Genomic DNA, 26,149 nt, shown 5'->3' with positions numbered 1-26,149 from the left:
ATGTGCGAATCATACTTCCCCATCCCAACACAGAAAGGTGCAATGACATTGAATCGAATCATGAAATGGCTCTTATTTGCGGCGGTCATCGCTGGATTATTGGTATGCGCATTCTTTGTGTTCCGTTTCAACCAGCCTAAGCCGACGACGAACATCCATTATGCAGACACACAAAACAAACAGCAAACACTGGATATATATATGCCAAAGGGAAAAGATGAAGACAAAAAGAAGAAGCATCCAGTCATGATCTATCTCCATGGCGGCGGCTGGTCGGGCGGCGATAAGAATAGAGTCGCTTCAAAAGCTGATTATTTTACGGGGCAAGGGTATGTGTTTGTTTCAATGAATTACAGGCTTCACCCTGATGCCAACTACGAGCAGATGGCAGATGATACGGCAAGCGCTATTAAATGGGTCAAGGATCATGCAGATGAATATCAAATCGATTCGTCAAAAATCAATGTCATGGGTCACTCAGCGGGTGGTCATTTGACGGCGCTGGTTGCCACAGATTCGACCTACTTAAAACATGTGGGGCTGTCGCCAAAAACGATCAATTCCATTGTTGTTCTAGACGGACCGTTAAACCTCAATCAATTTATACAAGCTATCCCATCGTACAAAAAAGTCTTTGGCAAACAAGAGGAGAATTGGACAAATGCATCACCTGTCACTTATATGAATCAAAAGAATGTACCTCCTGTCTATTTGGTTACTGGCTGGGAAAATCCTGAGGTGTACCGATTTGCAGAAAAACTGAATCATGATAAAGGTTCTAAGTTTGTCTTTCGGGTCCATTCGCTGAGCCACAGTGATTTAAATAAATGGTTTGGATCTGACAGAGCGCCAAAAGAAGCGCAAGAGATGACAAAGGCTGTGATGGCTTTCGTCAAAAAACAAAATCAATAATAAAGACTGTATGCTAGGGCAATCCATTTTGCCGCAGTATATGATAAAGTGGTTTGAGATTAAAGGAGTGTATGTCGTTGTCATCAAGAATGGAAAATAAAGTGTTCAATTGCGAAAAAGAGCTGACGCTGAATATTATTGGCGGGAAGTGGAAAATGCTGATCTTATGGCACCTTGGCAGAGAAGGGACAAAACGGTTTGGTGAGTTAAAGTCGTTAATGCCTGGGATTACGCAAAGAATGCTTGTCAATCAGCTAAGAGAATTAGAGGAAGATCACATTGTGCACCGGGAGGTTTATCCCGTCGTTCCGCCAAAGGTTGAGTACTCTCTCACAGAACTTGGAGAAAGCTTAATGCCAATTTTAGAGGCGATGTATGATTGGGGAAAACAATATCTCGACAGCAATTTTTTAAAGGATGATAAATAGAAAGACGATAGATGTAGACAAAGAGCTAAAATCATTTTATTTTAGCTCTTTGTTTTCTTTTCAGCGTGACTTGAAAACCTTTGCAGTTTAGGAAGGACGAGTACTGGAGCGGCATCACAACACAGACTTGACACCGAATGCGAGGATTTGTCAGTACGTTTAGATACTGGTCGAAAAGACAGTGTCTTTTTTGTAACCATATGCGAAAAAATATAGTATGTAAAAAAAAAGTGCGTACTTGGATTGCTTCCATCCTGTTGTTATACTCATTTCATCGTTTAAGAAGCCCTATTCACGGAGCTCTTGAAGATGAGATGAAAAAACGGGAGTGAACGTTCATGAAATTACAATTAGCATTAGATTTAGTGAATATACCAGAAGCGATTGAGCTGATCAAAGAAGTAGAAGGATCGATCGATGTAGTCGAAATTGGAACACCTGTTGTGATCAACGAAGGCTTGCGTGCCGTCAAAGAAGTCAAACAGGCATTTCCAAACTTACGTGTACTCGCCGATCTGAAAATTATGGATGCTGCCGGTTATGAAGTGCAGCAGGCATCCGAAGCTGGAGCAGATATCGTCACCATTCTTGCGGCGGCAGAAGATATGTCCATTCAAGGAGCGGTAAAAGAAGCAAAAGCAAGAGGGAAACAAATTTTAGTCGATATGATTGGGATCAAAGATATCGCCGGCCGTGCGAAAGAGCTGGATGAGCTTGGGGTAGATTATATTTGTGTGCACACAGGCTATGACCTGCAAGCGGTTGGTCAAAACTCATTTGCTGACCTCATGACCATTAAACAAGTGGTCAAACAGGCAAAAACAGCGATTGCAGGCGGTATTAAGCTTGATACGTTACCTGAAGTCGTCAAATTAGATCCAGATTTGATTATTGTCGGCGGCGGCATAGCGAGCCAAGACAATAAAGCAGAAGTGGCTGCGCAAATGAAGCAGTTGATTGCACAATCATGAAAACAAGTGACTATGTGAGAGCGATTCTAAGCGAGCTTTCTGAGCACTCGCCCGCGATTCAAGACGAACAAGCAGAGCAGCTTGTCAAAAGCATTTTAGCGGCTCGAAAGGTCTTCGTCGCAGGGGCTGGCAGGTCTGGTTTGATGGGAAAATCGTTTGCGATGAGACTCACGCATATTGGTCTCGAAGCTTATGTGATCGGTGAAACGAATACGCCTGCTTTTACATCTGAGGATTTATTGATTGTAGGGAGCGGTTCTGGCCGAACAGAGACGCTGCTTGTGCTCGCGAAAAAGGCAAGGGCGATTGGCGGAAGCGTGGCGTCGTTCACACTTTCAACTGAGTCACCTATAGCTGATCTATCGGATGAAGTCATCTTACTGTCAGGTGCGCCAAAGGATCAACATGAAGGAAACCATCATACGATTCAGCCGATGGGCTCATTATTTGAGCAAACTTTGCTTCTTATGTACGATGCGATCATCTTGAGATTGATGGAAATGAAAGAGCTCGACACCCATAAAATGTACGGTCACCATGCGAATTTAGAATAGCCGTGATGAAAACCTTTCCTTTTTTGAAGGAAAGGTTTTTTTAATACATGGTACTTAAAAAGAAGGATCACTTGACATAAAGGATAAGATGTAACTATAATAGTTACATCTCGAAAGAAAAAACGTAAGCAACGGAAGGAAGATGAAGATGAAAGTGCAAATTTGGTCAGATATCGCCTGTCCTTTTTGTTATATAGGAAAAAAACAGTTGGAAACAGCGCTTGAGCAATTCCCTCATAAAGAACAGGTAGAAGTAGAGTTTAAAAGCTTTGAGCTTGATCCGAATGCACCTGTTGCAGTGGATTATGATGTGCATGATATGCTTGTCAAAAAATATGGCATGAGCCGTAGCCGGGCCATCGCGATGAATGAACAGGTGAAACAGGCGGGCAAGGAGAAAGGAATCGATTTTCAATTCGATCCACTCGTTTTGACAAACACCTTTGATGCCCACCAGCTCGCACAATATGCTGGAAAAATGGGAAAAGGCGATCTCGTCATGAGTGAGCTGTTTCAAGCGTATTTTACAGATGGAAAGCATGTTGGTGATCGTCAAACCCTTTTAGATATTGCAGAAAAAGCAGGCCTTGATCAGAACGAAGTACAAAAGGTTCTAGACGGGCAAGAATTTGCAGACGCTGTGCGAGAAGACGAAAAAGAAGCAAGACAGCTCGGGATTTCTGCTGTGCCTTTTTTCTTGATCAATGATCAATATTCGGTTGCTGGTGCACAGCCAGCAGATACGTTCCTTCGTGCACTTGAAACGGCTTGGACAGAAGAGGCAGCGCAAACGGAGAAAGCGGCTGATGCTTCATTTGAAGAAGCATGTGCAGATGGCGTATGTGCAGTACCTTCACCTAAAGAAGAAGTATAATCGGCATTTTCCCTATCTTTGATAAAAGATAGGGATTTTTGTTGATTAATAATTAATATACCTTTATACTTAAGTTATCTTAATTATGAAGGTGATGACATTGACATCCAAAACAACGATGATCCAAGAATTAAACCAAATCGAAGCGCGTATCCATCAAAAGCTCCGATTAGAGTTTGAAGAGTTATTTGTAGATGAGCTAACTGATAAGCAGCACATTGTCCTTGATTTCGTAGAGCGAAAAGGGGGAAGCTCACCTATTCAAATTGCTCAGCAACTAGGCATCACCCAAAGTGCTGTGAGCCAGTTATTAAACACGCTTGAAAAAAAAGAATGGATTCGCCGCAGCATCAACCCGCAAAACCGCCGGGAATTGCACGTTGAACTTTCTGAAAAGGCAAAGACGTACTTGGAGAATATGAGAAAGATAGAACTTGCGATCATTGAAAAATACTATTCAAAATTAAGCCTCGAAGAGATCAACACATTGACATCCATTTATACAAAGCTTGATCAATTGATTGTAGATCAAAATGAAGGGGAAGGATGATGATCCATTGATGATGCTCAAACAAGAAGTACAGCGAATTGCCTCTTCTTATACGGAGAAAAAGAAACAGGCACTGCTCGTGATCGGACTGATTCATCAAGGAGAAAGACACGTTTTTCATTTCGGAGATCACCCCATACAGCAGTGCGTCCAGCCTGAGGAGGTCATTTTTGAAATCGGCTCTATTTCAAAAGTCTTTACGACAAGTATATTGGCAAGCATGATTCAAAAAGGGCAGATGAAGCTAGACGATTCCATTTCACTGTATTGTCCCGAAATAAGAAAGAATCACCCCATCCAATTGGAACAGCTGGCAACCCATACGTCTGGGCTTCCTTCACATCGTTTTCTCAGAGATTTACAACTAAGGTTCCTTCCAAAAGTGAGAAGAGATATGTACTGCCAATACTCCCTTGATGAATTAATGAAACTGTTACACTCGAAAAAATGGAATGAGCGAAAGGAATACCTATCTCGTTACTCCAATGTAGGGATGGGGCTCCTCGGGTTGATCATGGGATGGTCTCTTCACAAAACATATGAAGAGTTGCTGACTGAATATATCGTGGATGAGCTGAAACTATCGAACACCTTTATTACGATCAAGGAGGACGTCAAAGAGAAGATGATCCTAGGTCATCAAGAGAATGGAAAAGAGGTTCCTCCGCTTCAGATGCATGACTATCAAGGGGCTGGTGCGATTCGGTCGACGATCACTGATTTGCTCTCATTTCTCTCTGCACATATGAGTGTAGACGTCACTTCTCCATGGAAAATGACCCACGAGCCAAAGGTGAAGATAGGGAAAAACATGTCAATGGGACTCGGGTGGGTCATAGATGATACGGGATTGATTTGCCATAATGGTGCAACTTCTGGTTTCTCCAGCTTCATGGGTTTCCGCCCGCATTCAAAAACAGGAGTGGTCGTCTTGTCTAACTATCGCAATCGTATCACGCAAGATTCTCCCGACCGAATTGCCTATGATGTGATGAATATGCTTGAACAAGAGCCTAAAGCCAAATGAGCCTCCTATGAAGAGGGCTCATTTTTTCTTACGTTCAGCGCTTTAATCGTTTCACCAGGAACGAGTTCAGGCTCATAAAATGTTCGATCAGGAAGATTCTTTTTCCCTTGTACTTTTTTAATCATCCAGTCTGCCGCATCTCGTCCCATTTGCTCTTGAGGGTGTGTCAGCGTTGTCAGTTTCACATGGGCATTTTTTTGGGCAATATACGAGTTATCCTGTCCAATAATGGAAAGATCATCTGGAATAGATAAACCTATTTCACTACATACATTTGCTACTTCTAATCCTACCTCATCGTTATAGCAAACAAGGGCTGTCAGCTCATGCTGGTGCGCTTGTAAAAAGGTTTTGATATGATCCCCTAAATACTGCTTCGATTCTGTATCGAAAAAAAGAACATGCTCTGGTAGGAAATTGAGCTTCGCTTCACCGAGTGCCTGAATATAGCCTTTCATTCGATATTTTCCTTGTAAATCATCTGTTTTTGAAATCAGTCCAATGTGCTGATGCCCAGAGGTGATCAGCTCCTTTGTCGCTAAATAGCTGGACTTTACATCATCCAAACAAAGGAGGGGGACCTCTAACTGCTCATAGTAGGCATTGATCATAATAAGCGGGACATCCTGTTCTTTAAAGGATAGGTAGTACGAAATGTTTGGATTATATAAGTTGCTTTTTGTCGGTTCGACAATTAATCCGTCCACACCAAAGGACAGCATCATTTCAAGCGCTTTTTTCTCCTGGTCCACATCGTTATTTGTACTCGCCAGTAACAAAGAATAGTTCTCTTCATTTAATCGGCTTTCGATGCCCCGAATGATCGACGGGAAAATGTAATCGGATATGTATGTGGTGATGACGCCAATCGTTTTCATATGAGCATGTCCAGCAGGTTTTGTTTGATATTGATTGGTGACAAATGTGCCTGAGCCTTTTTCACTTCTTAAAAAACCTTCACTCGATAATTCCAAGATGGCTTTTCGCACTGTATGCCGGCTTACTTGATACATCTCTTGTAAGCTTGATTCGGTTGGAATACGCTCCCCGATCCGGTAATCCCCTGTCAGTATTTTGCTTTTTATATCATCTATAATGATCTGGTACTTCTTTTTCATCGTTTCACTTCTTTCACAGTTGATCCTCTACTCGGGTTGAGAAGAACTTGTATGGACATATTCTAACATGGTTGCTTCATCAAAAACAGGCGCTTACAGTGTCTATCGTCTGTTCCTTAGAGAATATGAAAGTTTTTGTCTAATTGTGTATGCACAACTATATTTATTATTGACATATGTACGTACAAATATTATATTGTTTTTGTGCACAGGTAAAGATGAATCAAACGAAAAAGATATTTGAAACCGCTATCATCTTGGAGGTGAACAAAATGAATCGTGAAAAGACGGCCAAAGCCATTAGAGAAGGACGGACATCTTTGGGCATTGAATTTGGTTCCACACGAATTAAAGCGATTTTAATAGATGAAGAGTTTCAGCCAATTGCGCAAGGTGCATTTGAATGGGAAAGTTCTCTTCAAGAAGGAATATGGACGTACAATTTAATTGAAATCATTACAGGTCTTCAAGTGGCGTACCGTCAGATGAAAGAACAGGCTGCACAATTGTATGGGGTGACGATTCAAACCATTGGCTCCATCGGGATATCTGCGATGATGCATGGCTATGTCGCCTGTCATCATACAGGAGAAGTCCTCGTCCCGTTTCGAACGTGGCGGAATGGAACAACGACCGAGGCGAGTCAAAAGCTAACAGATGTATTCCAATTTCATATTCCAGAAAGATGGAGCATCGCTCACTTATATCAAGCGATATTAGGAGAGGAAAAACATCTGTCCCGGTTAGAGTATGTGACCACTTTGTCCGGCTACATTCACTGGCTGCTAACAGGGAAGCAGGCCATCGGAATTGGCGATGCGTCGGGAATGTTCCCCATTGATGAAAAAACGAAGGATTACAACGAAGTGATGCTTCATCAATTTGAAGCATTGATTGCAGAAAAAGGCTATCCGTGGAAGCTTCGTCATCTTTTGCCGCGCGCCTATTTAGCAGGCGAAGAAGCTGGTGTGTTAACAGCAGCTGGAGCAGCGATTTTAGACCAAGGCAAACAGTTGCAGCCAGGTATCCCTTTTTGCCCACCAGAGGGTGATGCAGGAACAGGAATGGTCGCAACAAACAGTGTGGAAAAGAGAACTGGGAATATTTCAGTTGGGACATCTGTATTTGCCATGATTGTGTTAGAGCATCATCTAAAAGGTGTGTACCCAGAAGTGGATCTTGTCACGACACCAGATGGCCTGCCAGTCGCGATGGTTCATGCCAACAATTGTACAAGTGACCTCAACGCTTGGATGAATCTATTCAGAGAAGCGTTTGAAGCAATGGGTCAGCCAGTTGAAACAGAAAGATTGTACGAAACTCTATTAAATCAAGCTTTAGAAGCAGATCATGATGGGGGCGGGCTTTTAAGCTATGGCTATTATTCTGGTGAAAATATTACGAGACTAAAAGAAGGAAGACCTCTTTTTGTTAGATCTCCTCAAAGCCGGTTTACCCTTGCTAATTTCATTCGGACGCATCTCTTCTCTGCATTTGGCGCAATGAAAATTGGGATGGATCGTTTAAAAGCACATGAACAAGTCAAGATTGATCGCTTACTAGGACATGGCGGTTTATTTAAAACACCGATAGTTGGGCAAAAAATGGTCGCTGCTGCACTCGGGACACCTGTATCCGTCGTATCAACTGCGGGAGAAGGCGGTGCGTTTGGGATGGCGGTCCTTGCTTCATATATGCTCAATCACCAGCAGCAAACACTGAGCCATTTTCTCAAGCATCAAGTGTTTGCCCATACATTAGAAGAGCTTATTGATCCTGATCCACTGGATGTCAAAGGTTTTGAGGCATTTATAAAGCGCTATCAAGAAGGACTCTCGATAGAAAAAGCGGCAGTAGAACATTTGACGCCACAGAAAGGAGCGGCACCTGTATGTTAGAGCGGTTAAAAGAAGAAGTGTTTCAAGCGAATCTAGATCTGCCAAAATACGGACTTGTGAAATTTACATGGGGCAATGTCAGTGCGTGTGATCGTGACAGTGGACTGTTTGTCATTAAGCCGAGCGGCATAGCGTATGACAAATTATCAGCAAAAGACATGGTCGTGGTCGATTTTGACGGTCAAGTGGTCGAGGGAGAATTCAATCCTTCTTCCGATACTGCCACACATGCTGTTCTTTACAAACACTTTGAGGAAATTGGCGGCATTTCACATAGCCATTCAATGTGGGCAACTGTATGGGCGCAAGCTGGACTTGATTTACCAGCAATGGGCACAACACACGCCGACACATTTTACGGACCTGTTCCGTGCGCTCGATTTCTTACAGAAGAAGAGGTGAATCGCGGGTATGAGGTGGAAACAGGACACCTGATCATTGAAACGTTTGAGAAAAGACAGATAGATGTCATGGCGGTTCCTGGTATTTTGCTGCAAGGTCATGGTCCCTTTACGTGGGGAAAAGATGCGAAAAGTGCGGTAACGAACAGTGTCATTTTAGATGAAGTAGCGAAAATGAACCTGTTTGCAAAGCAATTGAACGAATATGCGGAGCCTCTTCCGCAGGTGATTTTAGATAAACATTATTTAAGAAAACATGGAACACATGCGTATTACGGACAAAAACCTTCAAGATAAAGAAAAGAGGGATATCTATGTTAACAAGTCAGAAGAAAGAATGTTGGTTTGTCGTCGGTTCACAGCACTTATATGGGGACGAGGCACTGAAGCAAGTGAAGGCAGATGCGCAAAAGATAACAGATGCCTTAAATGAGAGCGGTTTGCTTCCTTATCCAATTATCCTGCAGGAACTGGCGGTTAGTGCGGATCAAATCACAGAGCTGATGAAAGAGGTCAACTATCGTGATGAGGTCATCGGTGTGATGACTTGGATGCATACGTTTTCTCCAGCAAAAATGTGGATACGTGGTACGTCTCTTTTGCAAAAGCCTCTTTTGCATCTCGTCACGCAATACTATGAAAACATTCCGTGGGACACGATTGATATGGACTATATGAATCTCCATCAATCGGCACATGGAGACAGAGAGTACGGCTATATCAATGCACGTTTAAATAAGCAAAACCAAATCGTTGCAGGTCATTGGTCGAAGCAGGAGGTGAAGCAGCAAATCGCTGATTGGATGGACGTTGCGGCTGCCTATCATGAGAGCTTCCAGATCAAAGTGGCCCGGTTTGGTGACAATATGCGCCACGTTGCGGTGACAGAAGGAGATAAAATTGAAGCGCAGATCCAGCTGGGATGGACCGTTGATTACTTTGGAATTGGCGATCTTGTGAACTATGTAAATACTGTGGAAGAAGCAGAAGTTGATGCTCTGTTTGCTGAGTACTTAACGTTATATGACGTGGATTATGGGAGCTATTCGGCAGAAGAATGGGAACAAAGTGTAAAAGTGCAAGCACGATATGAAATTGCCATCAAACGTTTCTTAGATGAAGGTGGCTACAATGCCTTTACGACAAACTTTGAAGATTTACATGGCATGAAGCAGCTTCCGGGTTTAGCTGTTCAGCGCCTCATGGCAAAGGGGTATGGCTTTGCCGGTGAAGGCGATTGGAAAACCGCCGCACTGGATCGTTTATTAAAGGTGATGAGTCATCATCAATCGACTGGTTTTATGGAAGATTACACATATGAAATGACCTCTGGTCAGGAAGCAGTGCTCCAATCTCATATGCTAGAAGTAGATCCAGTGCTTGCACATACAAAACCTGTCATTGTCGTGTCTCCGCTAGGCATTGGAGACCGGGAAGACCCAGCACGTCTTGTGTTTGATGGAAAAGCAGGCGAGGGCGTTGTTGTCTCCATTGCTGATTTTGGAACACATTTCAAATGGCTGATTCAAGAAGTGGAAGCCTTTGAGCCGCAGGAAGCAGCACCTCATTTACCGGTAGCACGAGTCCTCTGGAAAATCAAACCGAACTTTCAAGATGGCGTCAAAGCATGGATTAAGCACGGCGGAGGTCATCATACAGTCGTATCTCTCAATTTAACGGTTGATCAAATTGTTCTTTTTGCAAAGCTTGTGAATGCAGAATATGTGGTTTTATAAAGAAGGGTGAAATGCATTCTACTGTAATCGGTAGAATGTCGGGGTGAAATGAAAGCGGTTTATTAAGTGAGGGGGGTCATCCACTTGGAGAAAAAAGTATCAAGTAAATTTATCTTCTTTTTCGGGTCCTTTGCAGGTATCTTATTTGGATATGATATTGGTATTATCGCAGGGGCGGAAGGGCACATTCAGGAAGAATTTCAGCTCAGCCCGTTATGGCTTGGCATCGTCGTTTCTTCATTAATGGGCGGGGCGATCATTGGTTCCATTTTAAGCGGTCTGATGGGGGATAAGTTTGGCCGCAGAAAGCTCATTTTGGTGTCATCAATTATCTTTTTTGTCGGTGCGCTTGGCTCAGCCATTGCACCAGAAGAAATCTCATTAACCATTGCCCGGATTTTCTTAGGAACAGCTGTAGGGACAGCCTCATCGCTCGTGCCTGCTTACATGTCTGAAATCGCTCCAGCTAAAATCCGCGGGAAATTGTCCGGCCTGAATCAGCTGATGATTGTGAGTGGATTATTGCTTAGCTACATCGTCGCATTTGTGTTTGAACCAATTCCAGACAGCTGGCGCTGGATGCTGGGAAGTGCTGCTTTATTTGCGATCGTGCTTTATATTGGCATGCTGAAACTTCCTGAATCTCCAAGATATTTAATTAAACACGGAATGGCTCATAAGGCACGTGAAGTATTAGGATCACTTCGTTCATCACGTGAAGAGATTGAAGCAGAAATGCAAGAAATTTTAGAAGTAGCAAAAGAAGAACGCTCAGGCATTCGTGAATTATTTCAAAAGAAATTCCGTATGGCTCTCTTTATTGGGGTCGGAATGGCGACACTCCAGCAAATACAGGGGGCGAACTCCATTGTGTATTATGCAACGAGTATCGCAAGAAATGTAGGTCTTGCTCCGCAAGTTGCCGCAGGTTTTACCGTCATTGTTGGTGTCATATTTGTTGTGACGACCGTGATCTTTTTACAATTCGTCGACCGGTTCGACCGCCGAACGATTCTCACAGTTGGGGGAACGGGGATGGCCCTGTCTTTCTTTGCACCAGCGGCATTAGGTGCGCTCGGAGTAAGTGAAGGCATATTAAACTGGGTCACATTGATTTCACTTTGCTGCTTTATTTTGTGCTATGCCTTCTCATGGGCACCAATCACATGGATTATTATTGGTGAAATTTTCCCACTTTCTGTAAGAGGCATTGGAGCGGGCATTTCATCTGCCTTTAACTGGACGGGATCATTAGCAGTTGGCCTTGTGTTCCCAATCTTGGCTGACCAATTCAGCTTTGGCGTCATTTTCTCTTCATTTGGGGTCATCTGCTTAATTGGCCTGTTGTTCACTCGCTTTGTATTAGTCGAAACAAAAGGAAGAAGCTTAGAACAAATCGAAACCGATATGGCTGCACGTGTCTAAAGAAAACCATCTATCCTGTGTGGATAGATGGTTTCAGCGTGTAGACAAACCCTCGCATTCTTTGTCAGTCCTGCGTGCCAGTGCTCACGAATGTCAAATTCGCTCCGCGCCGGTACTCGTCCTTCCTAGAATTCAAAGGTTTTCTATCACGCTGAAAAGAAGACAAAGGGCTAAAATCAAGTTCATTTTAGCCCTTTTTCAACAATCTGAACCATCTATCCTGTGTGGATAGATGGCTTTTTTAATCAAGTATTTGTTTCAGTTCATCTGGCAGTAAATCCATTAATTGATCAGATGAGGATACGTCCAGCACTTCAAGAAGTGCATAATATTTTGCATAAATTTCACTCAGCTGATCAGGATGATTTGCTTCATATCGATTCAAATGCAATTGCGTCAGTTCAAGTGCAATGTCCAGTTTGTTTCGTTCGATGGTTTGTGTTGTGTTGATCAAATCGTTCACCTCTTATTTTAAAGTTATAGAAAAATGTTACGGTGCAGTTCCGCAGCTGACCTTATATTCATGGTCTTCTATCTTTTTTGAATAACAGACGGAAGGTGTCATTCTTGTCTCGCTTTTCCAAGCCTGCCAATACACATCATACAGCTGACCATATTGAGGGTCTACATCGTCCTTTTTTTGCAAAATAGCAAAATAGCTTTGGTAAGGGTAGCCTTCTTGATAAATGGCATGCCGTATCGCTCCTCTTTCAGTCGCATTTGTAAAAACCATAGGCGACAGCAGTGGAAGAGTGATGATCACGACGAGCAGGATGAAAAATGAAAAAAGTTTATGTCTTGTCTTCATCAATGAATGTCCTTTCCTTCACAAGAGATCATTTGTATAATATGTTAAAATTGTCCTAATGTAAAGAAAGAGACTACTAGATCACAAGCGGATTTTTTTAAAAATAGACAAGCATCTAATCACTAATCGTGCCTCTGACATATGATAGAGTGTAAGTGAAAGACAACTTGAAGGGGTGTTGAGAATGAGCCGGAATCGATTAGACAATTTTTTCTTTGGGCCTCGCAGAGGGAACCATGGAGAAGTTGAAACGGTTGTATCCCCTACACGTCAAATTGTCAACACGACAACAAATGAACAAACGATTAGAAAGATTCATCCAACTCATATCACAAACGTCAATAAAAACATCAAAAGAATTGAAAACTACTACCCTGTGACGCAATCTACTCGAAATGAGTATATTGTGGAAGAATATGACTGTGGCAGTGATATCAAGAATCCTTGCTGCCGCCCGGTCAAACGCTGCAAGTGGTAGTTTAATGGTGAAAAGAAGTGAGGCATCCTGTGATGGGATGCCTTTTGTATGTTTAACGCTCTATTTCATTTAGTTGTCCGTGATCAAGCTCGAAAAAACGATTTCCTAATTCTGAATAAAGGTAGCGCTGATGGCTTGTAAATAAAACACATTGATCAGAGAATTCTTCTTTTAATAAAGAAATAGACTGCATTTGAGATGCCTCATCAAGAGATGTAAAAGGTTCATCAAGAATGATTAGTTCTGGTGATCTGGCCGCCATACAATTAAAGAAAAGCTTATATCTCATACCTAGTGAATATTGTTTGACAGGCATCTTAAGTGCATGAGTTAAATCAAATGCATCACAAAGCGAGAGAAAGGTCTTTTTGTATACCTCTTTTTCTGACTGATTCATTTTCCATAGCGACTGTATAAGAGTCATATGCTCGATACCAGTCAGCGCATCATAAACCAAAGGCTTATCTGGGATGTACGCGACCAACCCTTTATAAAGAGCTGACCCAGGATGATGCTGTTCATTGAGTAAAACCGTTTCGGATACTGAAGGAAGCAGACCTGCGATGATCTTTAAAAGTGTCGATTTACCGCTGCCGTTTTTTCCGATAATACAAGCACGATCACCTTCTTTCAGATGAAAGGATACTTGATCAAGGAGGGGAGAGCTTTCTTCAGTTGTTTCATAACGAAAAGATAGCTGAGACACTTGCAAACTAGCCATTGATAAATCCTCCAATAACAAAAACAGTGGTCACCAGCATATACAAGATGACGGTCGCAAGGGCGGCTTTTTTTGATCCTTTAGCATAATAAATGATCCCATCATAAAGGATGCGTAAAAGGTACAAGTTGATCAAAAACGAAACCGCTTGGATGAAGATAAAATAATGATCTAAATCGAGTACCATCACACAATAGATTGCTGCACTATTCACTAATAGAAGAAACGCATTATAAAGCAAGATGACAAAATACATTTTGCGCAAAATAAACGTTTTATGAAAAAAGTACATATAAATTGAAGTCACGACAGTACCGAGAAAATTCAATATGAAATAAAGTGGGATTGTCAGTAAAAAGATAAACACAATGCTGGCTAATTGTTTTCCAGCAGATAAAGGCTCCTCTACTAACAAATCAATGATAAAAAATGTTAAAAAAACAGTCGAAACAAATAAAGATAGTAAGACAAGACCTACAATGGTTTTGATCGATTGATGTTGATTGAAAAATTGTTTAGGGCGTAGAAGTAGCTCCATAGAACCACATTCTCCTTTCTTCTAAGATAGATGTACATGGCTGACATATTCCTCTAAAACAGAGGCAATCAACAAGAGCACTACAGCGGCAAAGATTAACTGAATCACAGTCCGAGTCAGCTTTCTTACATCAATGGACTTACCTTTCATAAACCGGTAAAGATAAATAAATGGAAAAGCACTGACGATTGAAAAGAGGATCAAACCAAGCACCTCAACAAAAGCATGTGGCATGAGGCCAGTGAATAACTGCTTCACTTCATGCTGAGCTATCAAAAACTGAATGAGTTTTCCAATGATATAGCCATTATAAAAAAGAATGCCAGCAGACATAATGCCGCCAGTAAAAGCCCCGATACCTAGCATGGCAAGTCCAACCTGTAAATTGTTTGAAAAAATAGAGAGAAAAAACATGTCTTCATCCTTTTTTAAATAAGGAATCTGATCATAAGGAAGGAGACTTCCAATGAGCAAAGCTACAATAAATACACCGGCGTAAAGATAGCCGAGGCGTAGAATCAATCTATTCTCCGATAGAAAATATCTTATTTTTTTCAACATACTCAATTCCTTTATAAATGGTCTTGCGGCATAATATCCAGCAAATCACTGAAACGATCACAAAATATATAGCAAACAGCACGTTTACGAGCCCTGAGGATTGCTGCAATATAGGGAGAAAAGAGGTCAAAATCAAATAGTACATGAAAGGCAGCACAAGAAAGTTTCTGGCAAATGCCTGACCTTTATCGATGATCTCTAGTTCCTCATTTGTTGTCCCTATTTCATGCTCATGAATAAAATTGAATTTCGTTGTGAATGGAAACAAGTACAGTTGGATTAAAGGAAAAATGAAAAAGCCAATCCCTAATGCCACCAGTTGAATGAGCATCTGAACATGAAACAGTTGATACACAGTCATGATAGATAGATTAATGAATAGTAAAAAGAGCGCTGGTATGGAAAATAAACAATAAAATAACTGGATTTTTGATAAGAAAAATTGCAAAAGTGATATTTGAGAAAGCTCGTAAAGCCAAATGTTCTTTTTTTCAGCACTTAAAGCAAAAATAGAAGGTGTCAGCATTCTCATCTCATAAGATTGATTCGCTAGTATCATAATATTGAGTGTGAATAGCAGCTGAATTTGCAAGGCTTGATGATCGATGATCGAGATCAATCCGGTAAAAACACCAATATAAAAGAAGGCTTCATATGACATGAACATATAATTAAAAAATTCTTTAGATAAGAGCCACCTTTTTTCTTTCAGCAGCTTGATGTCTTTTTGGATCAACACATTTTGTCTAAACAGCGAACCCTGAATTTTATGCAGTACTTGAAAGTACCAATAAAATAAATCCCGAAAATGCTTTGAGCTTTGGTCTTGATCTTTTTCCGTTGGAATCCATCGAACAGGACTTCTCATGACAAGCGCACTACCTAGTATCACAACAATCAATGTAATAGGTGAATTAAAAAGGGCTTGAAATTGTAGAAAAACAGAGCCATCTGAAAATAAAGCATGATGCATTTGCTGAAGATCATGTTGATATAAAGAGATCAGCTTGTTTGAAAGAGTGATCCAAAACGAATCCTCTGCAAGCGATGAGATCGATTGAAATAGTTGCTGGAAGGTGTGATAAAAAGGGAACATGATGTTTAATATGAGAACCCTTCCGAAAAAGAAAAAAAGCAAAGCGATGCTTGCAAAAAAGAGGACACGAATAGCCCCGATTTTTTTCACGACGATGTTATAGATATAAGCACCGAATATCTTATTGCTGATGATAAATAGGAAGATACTTGTCAGCATCACATTGACATGTTTTAACCAGAATGCCAGATCGTGTGTTTGAACAATATCATATTGGAACAAAAAATAGATCAAATAAGTGCTCAAACTCGTAAACACAAGCCAAATCAATTCAGAAAACAGAAGCGTTTGAAAAAGTTGTCTAGAGGAAACAGGTGCTAGCTGTATCAATTCTTTAAAAGGAAGAAGATGAGTTCTTCTATAAGATTCAATTCCTTTGACGATAGAAAATAAAAATAAAAACATCACAAAAGCACTTTCCCATTCTATTTGATAGACGGGGGAGTAAAGAAATGAAGAAATCACGAATACAATCATGCATCCGAATATGATATCAAGAATACAAGAAAAAAATATGTACTGTTTTGAAGAAAACGACTTGAGAAATGGAATTTTTCGTATAACGAACTGAGCGATATTAGAATACTGTTGCTCCAGTCTAATGGATAGAAGTAGTGATAATAATGGATATAACATCTTCTCACCTGCACAAAAATTTAAATAGAAGGAGAACAGAGTCTCCTTCTATTGAGTCGTTAAATAAATTACCAAGCGATAACGGCTTTACGGCCTTTTTTCTTAATTTCGTTTTTAAGGTATTGACGAATTGTCTCTTTACCAGCCGCAGCAATAAGAGAAAGACCGCCTGAACCTACAGCAGTTAAAATGGAGACAATTGTAGTGACAGCTCCACCCGCTTCAACCACATTAAGAACTACAGCGGCAACACTGCCTGGAATACCAAATTCTTTTGCTAGATCAGCAACTGGCAGTACTTGTAGCGAGAAGGAAAAAAGAGCTAGCATAAGGAATCCTACTGCTAAAGCACCAAAAAGAACATGTAGTTTGATTTCATTTCTTGTTTCTGTCATATCAAATTCCTCCCTTTTTTGTCTTTTTATTACTATTCTATCTTATGATATGTTTTTGTTCATATCAATCCTTTTTTTTCTTTTTTTTCATGAATTAGTTATAGGTTAATATAAAATAAGTGAAAAGATAAGTGAGAAAAGAATCGTTTTGGATAGGAAATATCGAGTGAACATGATCAAAATGACCTTGTTTTCACAAAAACGAAAGAGAGCCTAAAAGTCTATAAGAAATGTGCTATATGTAAATGAACCAATATTCTTTGATCAAAAGCGCCTTTCAAGATAAAATTGGAAGTATCAATTCATTCTGATGGAGGCGATTTTCTGAATATTCGATTGTTAACACCAGAAGATGCTCAAGAATATGCGAACTTGAGATTAGAAGCACTCCGATTAAATCCAGAGAGTTTTGCTATGAGTTACGAGGAAGAGAAGCTAGATACGAAGAATAAATATAAGGCTCGTTTTGCCTCTACACAATCTATGTGGACATTCGGTGCCTTTCATCAAGGTCAGCTGGTCGGCTCGGTTACACTCATACAAGAAACCTTGCAGAAATTAAAGCACCGTGCCAATGTGGTAGCGATGTATGTAACGGCTAATGGACGCGGAAAAGGAATGGGGAAGGCACTTCTGACAAAAGTACTTTCTTTTGCACGCGAAAAAAAAGACATCGAACAAATATATTTAACAGTGGTCACAACAAACGACCCAGCCAAACATCTTTACAAGTCTGTTGGATTTAAGTCGTATGCGGTAGAGGAAAAAGCACTAAAAATAAATGGTGCTTATGTAGATGAGGAAAAAATGGTGCTATGTTTATCATCATTTGGAGGGGATATAAATGAGCCAGCCAGTTATGCGCATCACATTGGCAGCCGGACCAAATAGTGAGCTAGAATCCTTTGCGCTTCGTGCAGCACTTGAAAACTTTGGCGCAAAAGTCGATATGCATTGGATAGGCAGACCGAATGACCTGATTGATGTATTATCCGGGAGGAATAGAGGCGAGACGGATTTCATTCTTTTATCCTTTCACGGAGAAGAAGGAGCGTTTCTCATGCCGGAGTTAGGAGAAGATGTATACGAAGAGGGTGAGCCGAGAGGTGCTGCTTTTGGTGCGGATGACATAAAGCGGTATGCTTCGTTAAATGGAGTCCACATTATATGTACAGGCTGTACACTAGGCGAAAAAAAGTTGGCAGAAGCTTTTTTAGAAACAGGGGCGATATCCTATACAGCGCCCGATGACTACATTGATGGAAATGCGTCATTTATTTTTGTTCTCACCATGCTGTATGAGCTGGTGAACAACTCAAAAACAGTCAGAGCAGCTTTTGACCAGGCACGCTCTATTGATGAAGAAACAAAGTTATTCCAACTGTATATGCAAAAATAAGGGCTGAGCAATCAAGCCCTTTTTATATGCCTCTCGTAAAATATGTCGAAAATGTGACAAATGTGTTTTTTGCAAACTAAAAGGGGCTGCGAAAAGTCTATCCTACAAACACACGTCATCCAGACAGGACGGCATCACGAGAGGAGAATCATTGTGTCAACGAAAGGGAAGATCAGTCTCGTCCTATGTGTACTTGCGGTCGTTATCGGTATCGCTGCGTTTTATCATAACCAGCAGGCAAGCGGGACAGAGAGGAAAAAAGTAGAACAAGATGCGAGCTACAAACAAGTTGAAATAGTCACACTTGTGAATGACGGGAAATTCATGAGATATGCTGTCAACTATCCGCTGTTTCATCAAGAAAAACTAGATCAGGAGATCAAAAGATTTGCAGAGACAGCGTTAGAAAGGTTTAAAACATCATTTAGTCAAGCGAGTGATGTCAATGAAGAAACACGATACGAATTAAATATCGATTATGAGATCATTCATTATGCCAAGCAAACCGTCGCAATCAAATTCAATACATATGAGGTGAAGGGCGGAAAGCAAGGCGTCAATCAAACGAAGGTGATGAACTTTGATTTCAAGAAACAGACATTTTTATCAATCAACGATATCTTTCTATCAAAGAAGGACAATATTCAAAAATTATCCAATATGACTTTTGAGGAATTAAAAAAAGATCGAACGCTAGCTGAAAATCAGCCGCTGCTCAAACAGGGAACGTCTCCTGTGGCGAAGAATTATCAGTATTTTGCCATCAAGGATCGCTATATCGAATTCTACTTTCCAAGAGGACAAATCGCTCCAAATCATCAAGGCCCTCAAGTGTTAGCGATTAAGAAAACACTACTGACAGGAATATTAAAACCTGAATATATTAAGAAAGAATTGAACAAAAACGAGAAAAAAGAACCGATTCCAACAAGAAAGATTGTGAAATTGCCAAAACCATCCACATTTCATCCAAATCAAAAAGCCATTGCACTCACATTTGATGATGGGCCCAATCCATCAACGACCTCAAAAATTTTAACAGCATTAAAAGAGAACAAAGGACATGCTACATTTTTTGTATTAGGCAGCAGGGTTCAGTATTATCCCGATATGTTAAGTGAAATCAGAAAGGGTGGAAATGAAATTGGAAACCACTCCTATAACCACCCTTTGCTCACAAGACTTCCTTTAAAACAAGCGGTCAAACAAGTAGAAGACACGCAACAAATCATTGAAAAAGCGAGCGGGTTCACACCGACTCATTTTAGACCGCCATATGGCGGGACAAACAGGCAAATCAACGAAGCTCTTCACATGAAAGTGACCCTTTGGGATGTGGATCCTGAAGACTGGAAATATCGAAACAGCCAATACGTCGCGGACTTCATTCTAGCCCATGCATCTAGCGGTGAAACGGTCTTAATGCACGACATCTATGACACCTCAGCAAACGCAGCCGTCACGATTATCAAAGAACTCACCAAACAAGGATATCAATTATTGACGGTGTCTGAGCTTGAGCAGTGGAAGGAAGCGCGTGAGAAGAGAAGTGAGTCGAATAGGTAATACCCCTTTTGGTGTGAATCTTAGCGGATTCGCATCTTTTTTTAGGCAGGTCATGAAAATAAAGGGAAAATCTGTTATGGTGAATATGAAGGGGGACTTCAAGTGGTATTGATAAGATTTATAAGTCTCGTTATGCTGACAGTGGTTGGTTTGGCTTTTGTCATAAACAATGTACCTAGTTTGATGCTGCCCATCTATATACTTTCAATGATCGGGCTTATGTTCTGTCTCGGTCACATTGCGCTCCATTATCTACAGCGGATCAGATATTTGTTATACGATGAGAAACAATTGAAAGAGAATCAAATAAACAAACCTCCCGCTAAATGAAGGAGGTTTTTTACTTGTCGTTTTTCAATGATTTTCTCGTTTGACTCCTTGAATTGTCTCAAAAGAGAGACGATGTTCCTCGTAAATCTGATTTGGACATATTTTCGACAATGGGTGAGGAGGATTCAGTTGAAGAGAGTAGACATGGTGTCAGCTTTGATTTATGACATGGATGAACATATTCTCATGGTGAAAAATGTGAAAGGTTATTGGGAGTTTCCCGGTGGTGCAGTGGAAAAAGGAGAACATCTGCAGCAAGCTGTGATCCGTGAGGTGAGAGAAGAAACAGGATATGTGATCAAAGTAAATGAACTTCATTCTGTTAGAGAAATACTTTTTCAAGATAACATGCATCACGCACTTATTTTTACGTTTTTTGGGGAAATCATCGGGGTAGAGATGAATATTCTAGATCCTGATCATGATATTGAAGAAGTAAAATGGGTAAGCATCCAGGATGCTGAAAAATTAAATCCACAGTTATTCAGCATGCTAAAATTAAATAAACAGACGCGTGCATTTTACACATTTGAAGGAAAGAGAACAAGGGATCAATAAATGAATAAGGAGAGAATGGAATGTTTTTGTATTATGGACCAACCGGTGCTCCAGTGGAAAATCCGGGAGAAGAATGGATGAAAGAAATCTTCTTCCATAAGGGTGAAGACTATTGGAAACAAGGGAATGGAGAATCTTCTATTGAAGTGGATGAAGATTGGGAAACGGAAAGTCTTGTTTTCTTTTATCATGAACCTTATGGCTTTTTTCTTATGAGATATCCAGATTTTTTGGTTCCTTTTAAAAAAGAAGAGAAGATAGAAACGATCAAGCATGTCGTTGCAGGCGCACCATTGTATGTACCTTCATGCAGCTACGTCGATCGACATCAAGCTTATGAAATCGTTCAACATTTTCTAAAAACAAAATCGGTACCTGATAGTGTTGAATGGGTGGAGTTGAGGACGATTGATTTTCAGCAAGGTCTATAAAGTTTTACGGGGAACGAGAAGGAGAATAAAATGTGTCGTTTAGATGATACCATGCATGTACATGTTGGCTATTACGAACAGGGTCTTGATGTTGAAGGGGTGTTTTTTAAGAGTTTAGAAACAGGAAAGTGGCAATTATTCTTTGACCATACATGGTATGAGATAACGCTTTTAAAACATTATGAAAAATATGAAGATTTAGGGCTGTTGATTGGGGAGTATTCTATTGAAGATGACAAAATTGAAGAGGAAGGGAATCAGCTGTTTGAGCGTTTTTTAAAAGAAAACGGGGTAGTGAGATAAATACAGAATGTGAAACATCACTCAATGAAAATGACGAGTGATGTTTTTTTATGTTGGATACTGATTTTCTAAAATTTTGCTCTATGTAATCTAAAGAGCATCTAATACAAATCTGCATTGATTGTTTAAAAATTCAAAAAATAGATAGACAAATGCTTTCAAGAATTGTATAGTGTTCTCATAAATTACTTGTCATACAAGTGAACAAGTAACTAAGAATATAAGATTGGATTTCAAATAATAAAATGAGGTGATCCAGTGAAAGATGTAAGTTTGGCGAATTTAAAAGCAAAAGCGATTGAACTTAGACAAACGGCGATTACGATGATTTATGAAGCGCAATCGGGGCATCCTGGCGGCTCTTTATCAGCTGCTGATATCATCACGGCCCTTTATTTCAAAGAGATGAATATCGATCCCCAAAATCCTAACTGGGAAGATCGTGATCGTTTTGTTTTATCGAAAGGCCATGTTGCACCTATTCAATATGCTGCCTTAGCGCTAAAAGGTTATGTCCCTTTTGAAAACGTATACAAATTGAGACAGTACGGTTCACCGTTTCAAGGTCATCCTGATATGAAGAAATGCCCTGGAATTGATATTTCAACAGGTTCATTAGGCCAAGGACTTTCTTGTGGGGTTGGTATGGCGCTTGCGGGTAAACGGGATGAAAAAGATTATCGGGTATTTGCGATGGTAGGCGATGGCGAATGTCAAGAAGGACAAATTTGGGAAGCGGTTCAAACCGCAGTCAAATATCGTCTTGATAATTTAATTGTTTTTGTTGACAATAATCGTCTGCAAATTGATGGTTTCTGCGAGGAAATCATGCCGCTGCAAGACATAGAAATGAAGTTTGAAGTATTCGGGTTTGAAACAAAGCGAATTGACGGACATTCGATGGAAGAGATAGTCGAAACATTGAATCAAGTGAAAAACATGAAAAATGGAAAGCCGAAATGTATTGTAGCAGACACAATTAAAGGCAAAGGCGTTTCCTACATGGAAAATATCTGCTCATGGCACGGTGTTGCGCCAAATGAGAAAGAGTATGAACAGGCATTAGAAGAATTAGCAGGAGGTTTGAGATCATGAGCCAAACTGAAAAAGCGGTCATTAAGAAAAAAGCGACACGTGAAGCCTTCGGTGATGAAATTGTTAAGTTAGGAAAAGAGAATCAACATATTTACGTGATTGATATTGATATCGGAAAATCATGCAAAACAGGAGAATTCATAAAACAGCTTCCCAATCAGCATGTGAACGTTGGAATTGCCGAACAAAATGGTGCCGGGCTGGCAGCTGGTCTTGCGACAACTGGAAAAATTCCATTTGTAAGCACTTACGCAGTTTTTGGCTCGCTGCGCATGGCAGAGCAAATCCGTCAAGAAATATGCTATCCGAATTTGAATGTAAAGATTGCCTGCTCGCACGGAGGATTGACACCGGGAAATGACGGTGGAAGTCATCAAGCGATAGAAGATATGGGCGTTTTAAGAACATTTCCCAATATGACGGTCATCATGGGCTCTGATTACTATTCGACGAGAAAATTGATCAAAGAGGCAGCGAATACGTATGGCCCCATGTATTTGCGCTTTACCCGAGATGCTGTGCCGATGATTTATGATGAACATGAGGAGTTTGTGATTGGAAAAGCCAAAAAATTAAGGTCTGGCAAAGATATTGCGATCATTGCAAATGGTGATACAGTATACCTTGCTTTGGAAGCGGTTAAAAAACTAGAAGAACAAGGGATTGAAGCATCACTTTTAGATATGCATACGATCAAACCTCTAGATCGAGAGGCGGTTGTGGAGTGTCTCGATATTGGACGTATGATCACTGTAGAGGATCATAACATTTTGAACGGATTAGGCAGTGCTGTATGTGAAGTAGCAGCAGAAGAAGGTCGAGGAAAAGTCAAACGGATCGGAGTGCAAGACCGTTTTGGAGAATCTGCACCTTACGAAAAACTTTTAGAAATAAATGGAATAACAATCGAAAACATCATAAATACAGCAAAAGACATGCTGAACAATCACATTTGAAAGTAGGTTATTTACAATGTTTACATTAAACAATCAAGTAGCTATTGTAACAGGGAGCGGTTCTGAAAAAGGAATTGGCCGAACAATCGCTCTAACACTTGCTAAACAGGGTGCTGCTGTCGTGGTAGCAGATATCAATGAAGAAGGGATTCGCTTCACAGTAGAAGCCATTCAAAAAGCCGGAGGAAAAGCGTTAGGCGTAGTAGTAAATGTAACAAATAAGGAATCAATTGATCAAATGGTGGCTGTAACGCTTGAGGCGTTTGGCCGCATTGACATATTGGTGAATAATGCAGGTATTTCTCAAAAAGTAACCGTTCAGAACATGACACTTGAAGATATGACAAGAGTATTTAATGTAAATATGTTTGGTTTGTTCTTGTGTACACAAGCCGTGCTAGAACCAATGATCAAGCAGCAATATGGGCGTATTATCAACATGTCTTCTGTATCGGCTAAAAGGGGAGGAGGCGTATTTGGAGGAGCACATTATTCAGCTTCCAAAGCAGCAGTATTAGGTTTTTCTAAAAACCTTGCCCGTGAAGTAGGGAAAGATGGTATCACAGTGAATTGTGTGGCACCAGGCCTTGTGAATACGGATATTTGGAAGTCACTTCCTATCGATGAAGCCGAAAAAGTAATTGATAATATACCACTTGGCCGACCAGGTGAAACGAAAGAAATCGCAGCCGCCATTACATTTTTGGCTACTAAAGAAGCATCCTACATTACAGGAGAAGAAATCGATATCAATGGTGGTTCACATATGGACTAGTAGAAAGAAATGGAGCAGGCACATGAACATGCCTGACTCTATTTTAAATAAAAAGGAAGTAGAGTCACAGTCAAAATGATTGATGAAATGATATTTTGTAAGCGCTTAATAAAAATGTGTCATGCCATTTAGATATCTTCACGCAGTTGGACAAAGCAACTTGAAGGGGGAATCATGTTGAATCAACAAGCATTAGAAAAGTCGACGACTCGTAAAGTTACACTTCGCCTTATCCCATTTTTATCCTTATGTTTTGTTATCGCTATTTTAGATCGTGTGAATATTGGATTTGCTGCTCTTCAAATGAATGAAGATTTGGGATTTTCAAATGCTGTATTTGGACTTGGGGCTGGAATATTCTTTTTAGGGTATTTTTTATTAGAAGTTCCGGGAAGTGCCATTATGGCAAAGATCGGTGCGAGTAAATGGATCAGCCGAATTATGGTGACATGGGCAATTATTGCGATTTTAATGGCTTTTGTTCAAGAACCATGGCAGTTTTATACAGCACGTTTCTTATTGGGTGCGGCAGAAGCTAGCTTTTATCCATGTATGGTGTTTTATTTGAGCGGTTTTTATCAAACCAAACATCATGCCAAAGCCATTGCTGGATTTATGCTGGCGATTCCGGGAGCGAATGCCCTAGGTGCACCACTTTCTACATTTCTATTAGGTGTTGATTGGCTGGATATGTCTGGATGGCAGTGGCTGTTTATTTTAGAAGCGATTCCAGCACTCATTCTTGGAGTAATTGCATTCTTTTATTTGGATGACAAACTTGAAGATGTAAAATGGCTGAATCAAGATGAAAAAGAGTGGCTAATTCATGTCACAACAAAAGAAAAGCTTGAAAAAGAACAGGTCAAGCGATATACATTCACTCAAGCTTTAAAAGATCGAGATGTACTCATTTTATCGGCAGGCTATTTCTGCTGGATGGTTGGGTTTTACGGCATCAATATGTTTTTGCCGACAATCTCTAAAGGATTATCTGACACCATTTCCTTAAGTACGCAGGGAATGGGCTGGCTGTTAGGTTTCATGTATACCGTCGCTATCATTGTAATGGTGCTGGTCGGGAATCATTCTGACAAGAAAAACGAGAGGCGATGGCATGTATCTGCCTGCTTAACTGTCAGTGCGATGGCCATGATCATTAGCAGTTATATAGCAAATTCCAGTGTGATCTTATCCTTTGTGTTTTTAACCATTGCCTTGTGCGGAGCCTTTGGTGCTTATTCTCCATTTTGGGCCATTCCCCCTTCTTTTCTAACAGGAGCAGCCGCCGGTGGAGCGATCGCACTAATCAACAGTATTGGCAATCTTGGCGGTTTCTTTGGGCCATATATAGTCGGGTACATTAAGGATGTCACAGGTTCTTTTCACATCAGTATGATTTTTTTAGGTATTAGTATGATACTGGCTTCTTTTATTATTGTGTTTTTAGTTAAACAGTCAGGAAAAGCACTAGTTGTAAAAGCAAGTACAGAAAAATCCAGTATAGAAAAGTCTATTTAAACGAGGGTCATAAAAAAACTATGATGGAAGTAGTAAGGGGAAATATTGTGGTGATTTAGCTGTCAGGAGAAGTTCTGAAAGAAAACGAGAC

30 protein-coding genes are annotated in these 26,149 nt (G+C 40.5%); 22 read left to right on the top strand and 8 right to left on the bottom strand.

The features are described 5' to 3' along the window. Positions 1–42: 42 nt before the first annotated feature. The 7 genes from NST15_RS12110 to NST15_RS12080 all read left to right on the top strand — a co-directional run bounded on the left by NST15_RS12110 (position 43) and on the right by NST15_RS12080 (position 5,316). A complete protein-coding gene (locus NST15_RS12110; RefSeq protein WP_182489306.1) occupies positions 43–912 on the top strand; it encodes an alpha/beta hydrolase in 870 nt (289 codons plus the stop codon). An 89-nt stretch (positions 913–1,001) separates the two neighbouring features. Next, on the top strand, positions 1,002–1,340 hold the full coding sequence (locus NST15_RS12105) for a winged helix-turn-helix transcriptional regulator (RefSeq protein ID WP_034646559.1): 339 nt from the start codon (positions 1,002–1,004) through the stop codon (positions 1,338–1,340). Between the two features lie 338 nt (positions 1,341–1,678). Further along, entirely contained in the window at positions 1,679–2,311 is a 633-nt protein-coding gene (hxlA, locus tag NST15_RS12100) for a 3-hexulose-6-phosphate synthase (protein ID WP_008342579.1), read from the top strand. Beyond that, the gene (hxlB, locus tag NST15_RS12095) at positions 2,308–2,865 is read left to right on the top strand and encodes a 6-phospho-3-hexuloisomerase (protein WP_342498555.1); all 558 of its coding nucleotides are present in this window, start codon (positions 2,308–2,310) and stop codon (positions 2,863–2,865) included. Before hxlA ends, hxlB begins: the two co-directional genes overlap by 4 nt. 148 nt (positions 2,866–3,013) lie before the next feature. Continuing rightward, positions 3,014–3,739 (top strand): DsbA family oxidoreductase, encoded by a 726-nt coding sequence (locus tag NST15_RS12090; protein WP_144610320.1) that lies wholly within the window; start codon positions 3,014–3,016, stop codon positions 3,737–3,739. A 94-nt stretch (positions 3,740–3,833) separates the two neighbouring features. Then, a complete protein-coding gene (locus NST15_RS12085; RefSeq protein WP_234935723.1) occupies positions 3,834–4,289 on the top strand; it encodes a MarR family transcriptional regulator in 456 nt (151 codons plus the stop codon). Positions 4,290–4,299: 10 nt separating this feature from the next. Next, positions 4,300–5,316: a serine hydrolase gene (locus NST15_RS12080; RefSeq protein ID WP_342499057.1), complete on the top strand. Its 1,017-nt coding sequence runs from the start codon at positions 4,300–4,302 to the stop codon at positions 5,314–5,316. A 5-nt stretch (positions 5,317–5,321) separates the two neighbouring features. On the opposite strand, the gene NST15_RS12075 is transcribed toward NST15_RS12080, so the two are convergent. Beyond that, positions 5,322–6,434 carry a GntR family transcriptional regulator gene (locus NST15_RS12075; RefSeq protein ID WP_342498554.1) on the bottom strand — a complete coding sequence of 371 codons (1,113 nt, stop codon included), beginning with the start codon at positions 6,432–6,434 and terminating at the stop codon, positions 5,322–5,324. 272 nt (positions 6,435–6,706) lie between these two features. On the opposite strand from NST15_RS12075, the gene NST15_RS12070 reads away from it, so the two are divergent. From NST15_RS12070 to NST15_RS12055, 4 genes are all read left to right on the top strand, one after another. Continuing rightward, on the top strand, positions 6,707–8,332 hold the full coding sequence (locus NST15_RS12070) for an FGGY-family carbohydrate kinase (RefSeq protein ID WP_342498553.1): 1,626 nt from the start codon (positions 6,707–6,709) through the stop codon (positions 8,330–8,332). Continuing rightward, positions 8,326–9,030 carry an L-ribulose-5-phosphate 4-epimerase gene (locus tag NST15_RS12065; protein ID WP_007501382.1) on the top strand — a complete coding sequence of 235 codons (705 nt, stop codon included), beginning with the start codon at positions 8,326–8,328 and terminating at the stop codon, positions 9,028–9,030. The genes NST15_RS12070 and NST15_RS12065 overlap by 7 nt, the downstream gene beginning before the upstream one ends. 17 nt (positions 9,031–9,047) lie before the next feature. Beyond that, positions 9,048–10,469, top strand: coding sequence for an L-arabinose isomerase (gene araA / locus NST15_RS12060; protein WP_342498552.1), 1,422 nt, complete (start codon positions 9,048–9,050; stop codon positions 10,467–10,469). 84 nt (positions 10,470–10,553) lie between these two features. Then, on the top strand, positions 10,554–11,894 hold the full coding sequence (locus NST15_RS12055) for a sugar porter family MFS transporter (RefSeq protein WP_007501378.1): 1,341 nt from the start codon (positions 10,554–10,556) through the stop codon (positions 11,892–11,894). A gap of 241 nt (positions 11,895–12,135) precedes the next feature. Here the strand turns inward: NST15_RS12055 and NST15_RS12050 are convergent, their stop codons facing one another. Both NST15_RS12050 and NST15_RS12045 read right to left on the bottom strand, forming a co-directional pair. After that, the gene (locus NST15_RS12050) at positions 12,136–12,357 is read right to left on the bottom strand and encodes a hypothetical protein (protein WP_224558471.1); all 222 of its coding nucleotides are present in this window, start codon (positions 12,355–12,357) and stop codon (positions 12,136–12,138) included. Between the two features lie 27 nt (positions 12,358–12,384). Next, positions 12,385–12,702: a hypothetical protein gene (locus NST15_RS12045; RefSeq protein WP_342498551.1), complete on the bottom strand. Its 318-nt coding sequence runs from the start codon at positions 12,700–12,702 to the stop codon at positions 12,385–12,387. Positions 12,703–12,886: 184 nt separating this feature from the next. Here NST15_RS12045 and NST15_RS12040 point away from each other — a divergent pair, with 184 nt between their 5' ends. After that, positions 12,887–13,180, top strand: coding sequence for a CotD family spore coat protein (locus NST15_RS12040; protein ID WP_008342559.1), 294 nt, complete (start codon positions 12,887–12,889; stop codon positions 13,178–13,180). A gap of 52 nt (positions 13,181–13,232) precedes the next feature. Here the strand turns inward: NST15_RS12040 and NST15_RS12035 are convergent, their stop codons facing one another. The 5 genes from NST15_RS12035 to NST15_RS12015 form a co-directional block, all read right to left on the bottom strand. Beyond that, on the bottom strand, positions 13,233–13,901 hold the full coding sequence (locus tag NST15_RS12035; RefSeq protein ID WP_024718783.1) for an ABC transporter ATP-binding protein: 669 nt from the start codon (positions 13,899–13,901) through the stop codon (positions 13,233–13,235). Then, a complete protein-coding gene (locus NST15_RS12030) occupies positions 13,894–14,439 on the bottom strand; it encodes a hypothetical protein (protein ID WP_041506856.1) in 546 nt (181 codons plus the stop codon). Before NST15_RS12030 ends, NST15_RS12035 begins: the two co-directional genes overlap by 8 nt. A gap of 21 nt (positions 14,440–14,460) precedes the next feature. After that, the gene (locus NST15_RS12025) at positions 14,461–14,961 is read right to left on the bottom strand and encodes a stage II sporulation protein M (RefSeq protein ID WP_342498550.1); all 501 of its coding nucleotides are present in this window, start codon (positions 14,959–14,961) and stop codon (positions 14,461–14,463) included. Between the two features lies 1 nt (position 14,962). Further along, positions 14,963–16,501: a hypothetical protein gene (locus NST15_RS12020; RefSeq protein WP_231131600.1), complete on the bottom strand. Its 1,539-nt coding sequence runs from the start codon at positions 16,499–16,501 to the stop codon at positions 14,963–14,965. Positions 16,502–16,800: 299 nt separating this feature from the next. After that, positions 16,801–17,127 (bottom strand): uberolysin/carnocyclin family circular bacteriocin, encoded by a 327-nt coding sequence (locus NST15_RS12015; protein ID WP_017358050.1) that lies wholly within the window; start codon positions 17,125–17,127, stop codon positions 16,801–16,803. Between the two features lie 336 nt (positions 17,128–17,463). On the opposite strand from NST15_RS12015, the gene NST15_RS12010 reads away from it, so the two are divergent. The 10 genes from NST15_RS12010 to NST15_RS11965 all read left to right on the top strand — a co-directional run bounded on the left by NST15_RS12010 (position 17,464) and on the right by NST15_RS11965 (position 26,058). Next, positions 17,464–18,018 carry a GNAT family N-acetyltransferase gene (locus NST15_RS12010; protein ID WP_035702705.1) on the top strand — a complete coding sequence of 185 codons (555 nt, stop codon included), beginning with the start codon at positions 17,464–17,466 and terminating at the stop codon, positions 18,016–18,018. Further along, entirely contained in the window at positions 17,972–18,526 is a 555-nt protein-coding gene (locus NST15_RS12005; RefSeq protein ID WP_035702707.1) for a hypothetical protein, read from the top strand. The genes NST15_RS12010 and NST15_RS12005 overlap by 47 nt, the downstream gene beginning before the upstream one ends. A gap of 153 nt (positions 18,527–18,679) precedes the next feature. Further along, positions 18,680–20,092, top strand: coding sequence for a polysaccharide deacetylase family protein (locus NST15_RS12000; protein WP_342498549.1), 1,413 nt, complete (start codon positions 18,680–18,682; stop codon positions 20,090–20,092). 459 nt (positions 20,093–20,551) lie between these two features. After that, positions 20,552–20,980: an NUDIX hydrolase gene (locus NST15_RS11995; protein ID WP_165378936.1), complete on the top strand. Its 429-nt coding sequence runs from the start codon at positions 20,552–20,554 to the stop codon at positions 20,978–20,980. 20 nt (positions 20,981–21,000) lie between these two features. Next, positions 21,001–21,411: an Imm1 family immunity protein gene (locus NST15_RS11990; RefSeq protein ID WP_144684019.1), complete on the top strand. Its 411-nt coding sequence runs from the start codon at positions 21,001–21,003 to the stop codon at positions 21,409–21,411. 30 nt (positions 21,412–21,441) lie between these two features. Further along, positions 21,442–21,714 (top strand): DUF3986 family protein, encoded by a 273-nt coding sequence (locus tag NST15_RS11985; RefSeq protein ID WP_035390879.1) that lies wholly within the window; start codon positions 21,442–21,444, stop codon positions 21,712–21,714. Between the two features lie 258 nt (positions 21,715–21,972). Beyond that, the gene (locus NST15_RS11980) at positions 21,973–22,809 is read left to right on the top strand and encodes a transketolase (RefSeq protein WP_017358041.1); all 837 of its coding nucleotides are present in this window, start codon (positions 21,973–21,975) and stop codon (positions 22,807–22,809) included. Continuing rightward, entirely contained in the window at positions 22,806–23,765 is a 960-nt protein-coding gene (locus tag NST15_RS11975) for a transketolase C-terminal domain-containing protein (protein WP_017358040.1), read from the top strand. The genes NST15_RS11980 and NST15_RS11975 overlap by 4 nt, the downstream gene beginning before the upstream one ends. A 16-nt stretch (positions 23,766–23,781) precedes the next feature. Then, entirely contained in the window at positions 23,782–24,540 is a 759-nt protein-coding gene (fabG, locus tag NST15_RS11970; protein WP_035390877.1) for a 3-oxoacyl-ACP reductase FabG, read from the top strand. Positions 24,541–24,717: 177 nt separating this feature from the next. Further along, positions 24,718–26,058 carry an MFS transporter gene (locus NST15_RS11965; protein WP_024718794.1) on the top strand — a complete coding sequence of 447 codons (1,341 nt, stop codon included), beginning with the start codon at positions 24,718–24,720 and terminating at the stop codon, positions 26,056–26,058. Positions 26,059–26,149: the final 91 nt, after the last annotated feature.

The sequence above is a fragment of the Bacillus sp. FSL R5-0820 genome (genome assembly GCF_038593385.1).
Classification (GTDB): Bacteria; Bacillota; Bacilli; order Bacillales; family Bacillaceae; genus Bacillus; species Bacillus altitudinis.
The sequence above is the reverse complement of the archived record's forward strand: the minus strand, read 5'-3'. Positions and strand labels throughout refer to the sequence as shown.

Excerpts from the sequence above, each read along its gene's own strand:
- NST15_RS12080 (WP_342499057.1), top strand. The coding sequence starts at position 4,300 with ATGATGCTCAAACAAGAAGTACAGCGAATTGCCTCTTCTTATACGGAG.
- NST15_RS12035 (WP_024718783.1), bottom strand. The coding sequence starts at position 13,901 with ATGGCTAGTTTGCAAGTGTCTCAGCTATCTTTTCGTTATGAAACAACT.
- NST15_RS11990 (WP_144684019.1), top strand. The coding sequence starts at position 21,001 with ATGTTTTTGTATTATGGACCAACCGGTGCTCCAGTGGAAAATCCGGGA.
- NST15_RS12065 (WP_007501382.1), top strand. The coding sequence starts at position 8,326 with ATGTTAGAGCGGTTAAAAGAAGAAGTGTTTCAAGCGAATCTAGATCTG.
- NST15_RS11985 (WP_035390879.1), top strand. The coding sequence starts at position 21,442 with ATGTGTCGTTTAGATGATACCATGCATGTACATGTTGGCTATTACGAA.
- NST15_RS12110 (WP_182489306.1), top strand. The coding sequence starts at position 43 with ATGACATTGAATCGAATCATGAAATGGCTCTTATTTGCGGCGGTCATC.
- NST15_RS12020 (WP_231131600.1), bottom strand. The coding sequence starts at position 16,501 with ATGTTTTTATTTTTATTTTCTATCGTCAAAGGAATTGAATCTTATAGA.
- NST15_RS12075 (WP_342498554.1), bottom strand. The coding sequence starts at position 6,434 with ATGAAAAAGAAGTACCAGATCATTATAGATGATATAAAAAGCAAAATA.
- NST15_RS12005 (WP_035702707.1), top strand. The coding sequence starts at position 17,972 with ATGAGCCAGCCAGTTATGCGCATCACATTGGCAGCCGGACCAAATAGT.
- NST15_RS12030 (WP_041506856.1), bottom strand. The coding sequence starts at position 14,439 with ATGGAGCTACTTCTACGCCCTAAACAATTTTTCAATCAACATCAATCG.
- NST15_RS12105 (WP_034646559.1), top strand. The coding sequence starts at position 1,002 with ATGGAAAATAAAGTGTTCAATTGCGAAAAAGAGCTGACGCTGAATATT.
- hxlA (WP_008342579.1), top strand. The coding sequence starts at position 1,679 with ATGAAATTACAATTAGCATTAGATTTAGTGAATATACCAGAAGCGATT.
- fabG (WP_035390877.1), top strand. The coding sequence starts at position 23,782 with ATGTTTACATTAAACAATCAAGTAGCTATTGTAACAGGGAGCGGTTCT.
- araA (WP_342498552.1), top strand. The coding sequence starts at position 9,048 with ATGTTAACAAGTCAGAAGAAAGAATGTTGGTTTGTCGTCGGTTCACAG.
- NST15_RS12040 (WP_008342559.1), top strand. The coding sequence starts at position 12,887 with ATGAGCCGGAATCGATTAGACAATTTTTTCTTTGGGCCTCGCAGAGGG.
- NST15_RS12070 (WP_342498553.1), top strand. The coding sequence starts at position 6,707 with ATGAATCGTGAAAAGACGGCCAAAGCCATTAGAGAAGGACGGACATCT.
- hxlB (WP_342498555.1), top strand. The coding sequence starts at position 2,308 with ATGAAAACAAGTGACTATGTGAGAGCGATTCTAAGCGAGCTTTCTGAG.
- NST15_RS12090 (WP_144610320.1), top strand. The coding sequence starts at position 3,014 with ATGAAAGTGCAAATTTGGTCAGATATCGCCTGTCCTTTTTGTTATATA.
- NST15_RS12015 (WP_017358050.1), bottom strand. The coding sequence starts at position 17,127 with ATGACAGAAACAAGAAATGAAATCAAACTACATGTTCTTTTTGGTGCT.
- NST15_RS12045 (WP_342498551.1), bottom strand. The coding sequence starts at position 12,702 with ATGAAGACAAGACATAAACTTTTTTCATTTTTCATCCTGCTCGTCGTG.
- NST15_RS12085 (WP_234935723.1), top strand. The coding sequence starts at position 3,834 with ATGACATTGACATCCAAAACAACGATGATCCAAGAATTAAACCAAATC.
- NST15_RS11975 (WP_017358040.1), top strand. The coding sequence starts at position 22,806 with ATGAGCCAAACTGAAAAAGCGGTCATTAAGAAAAAAGCGACACGTGAA.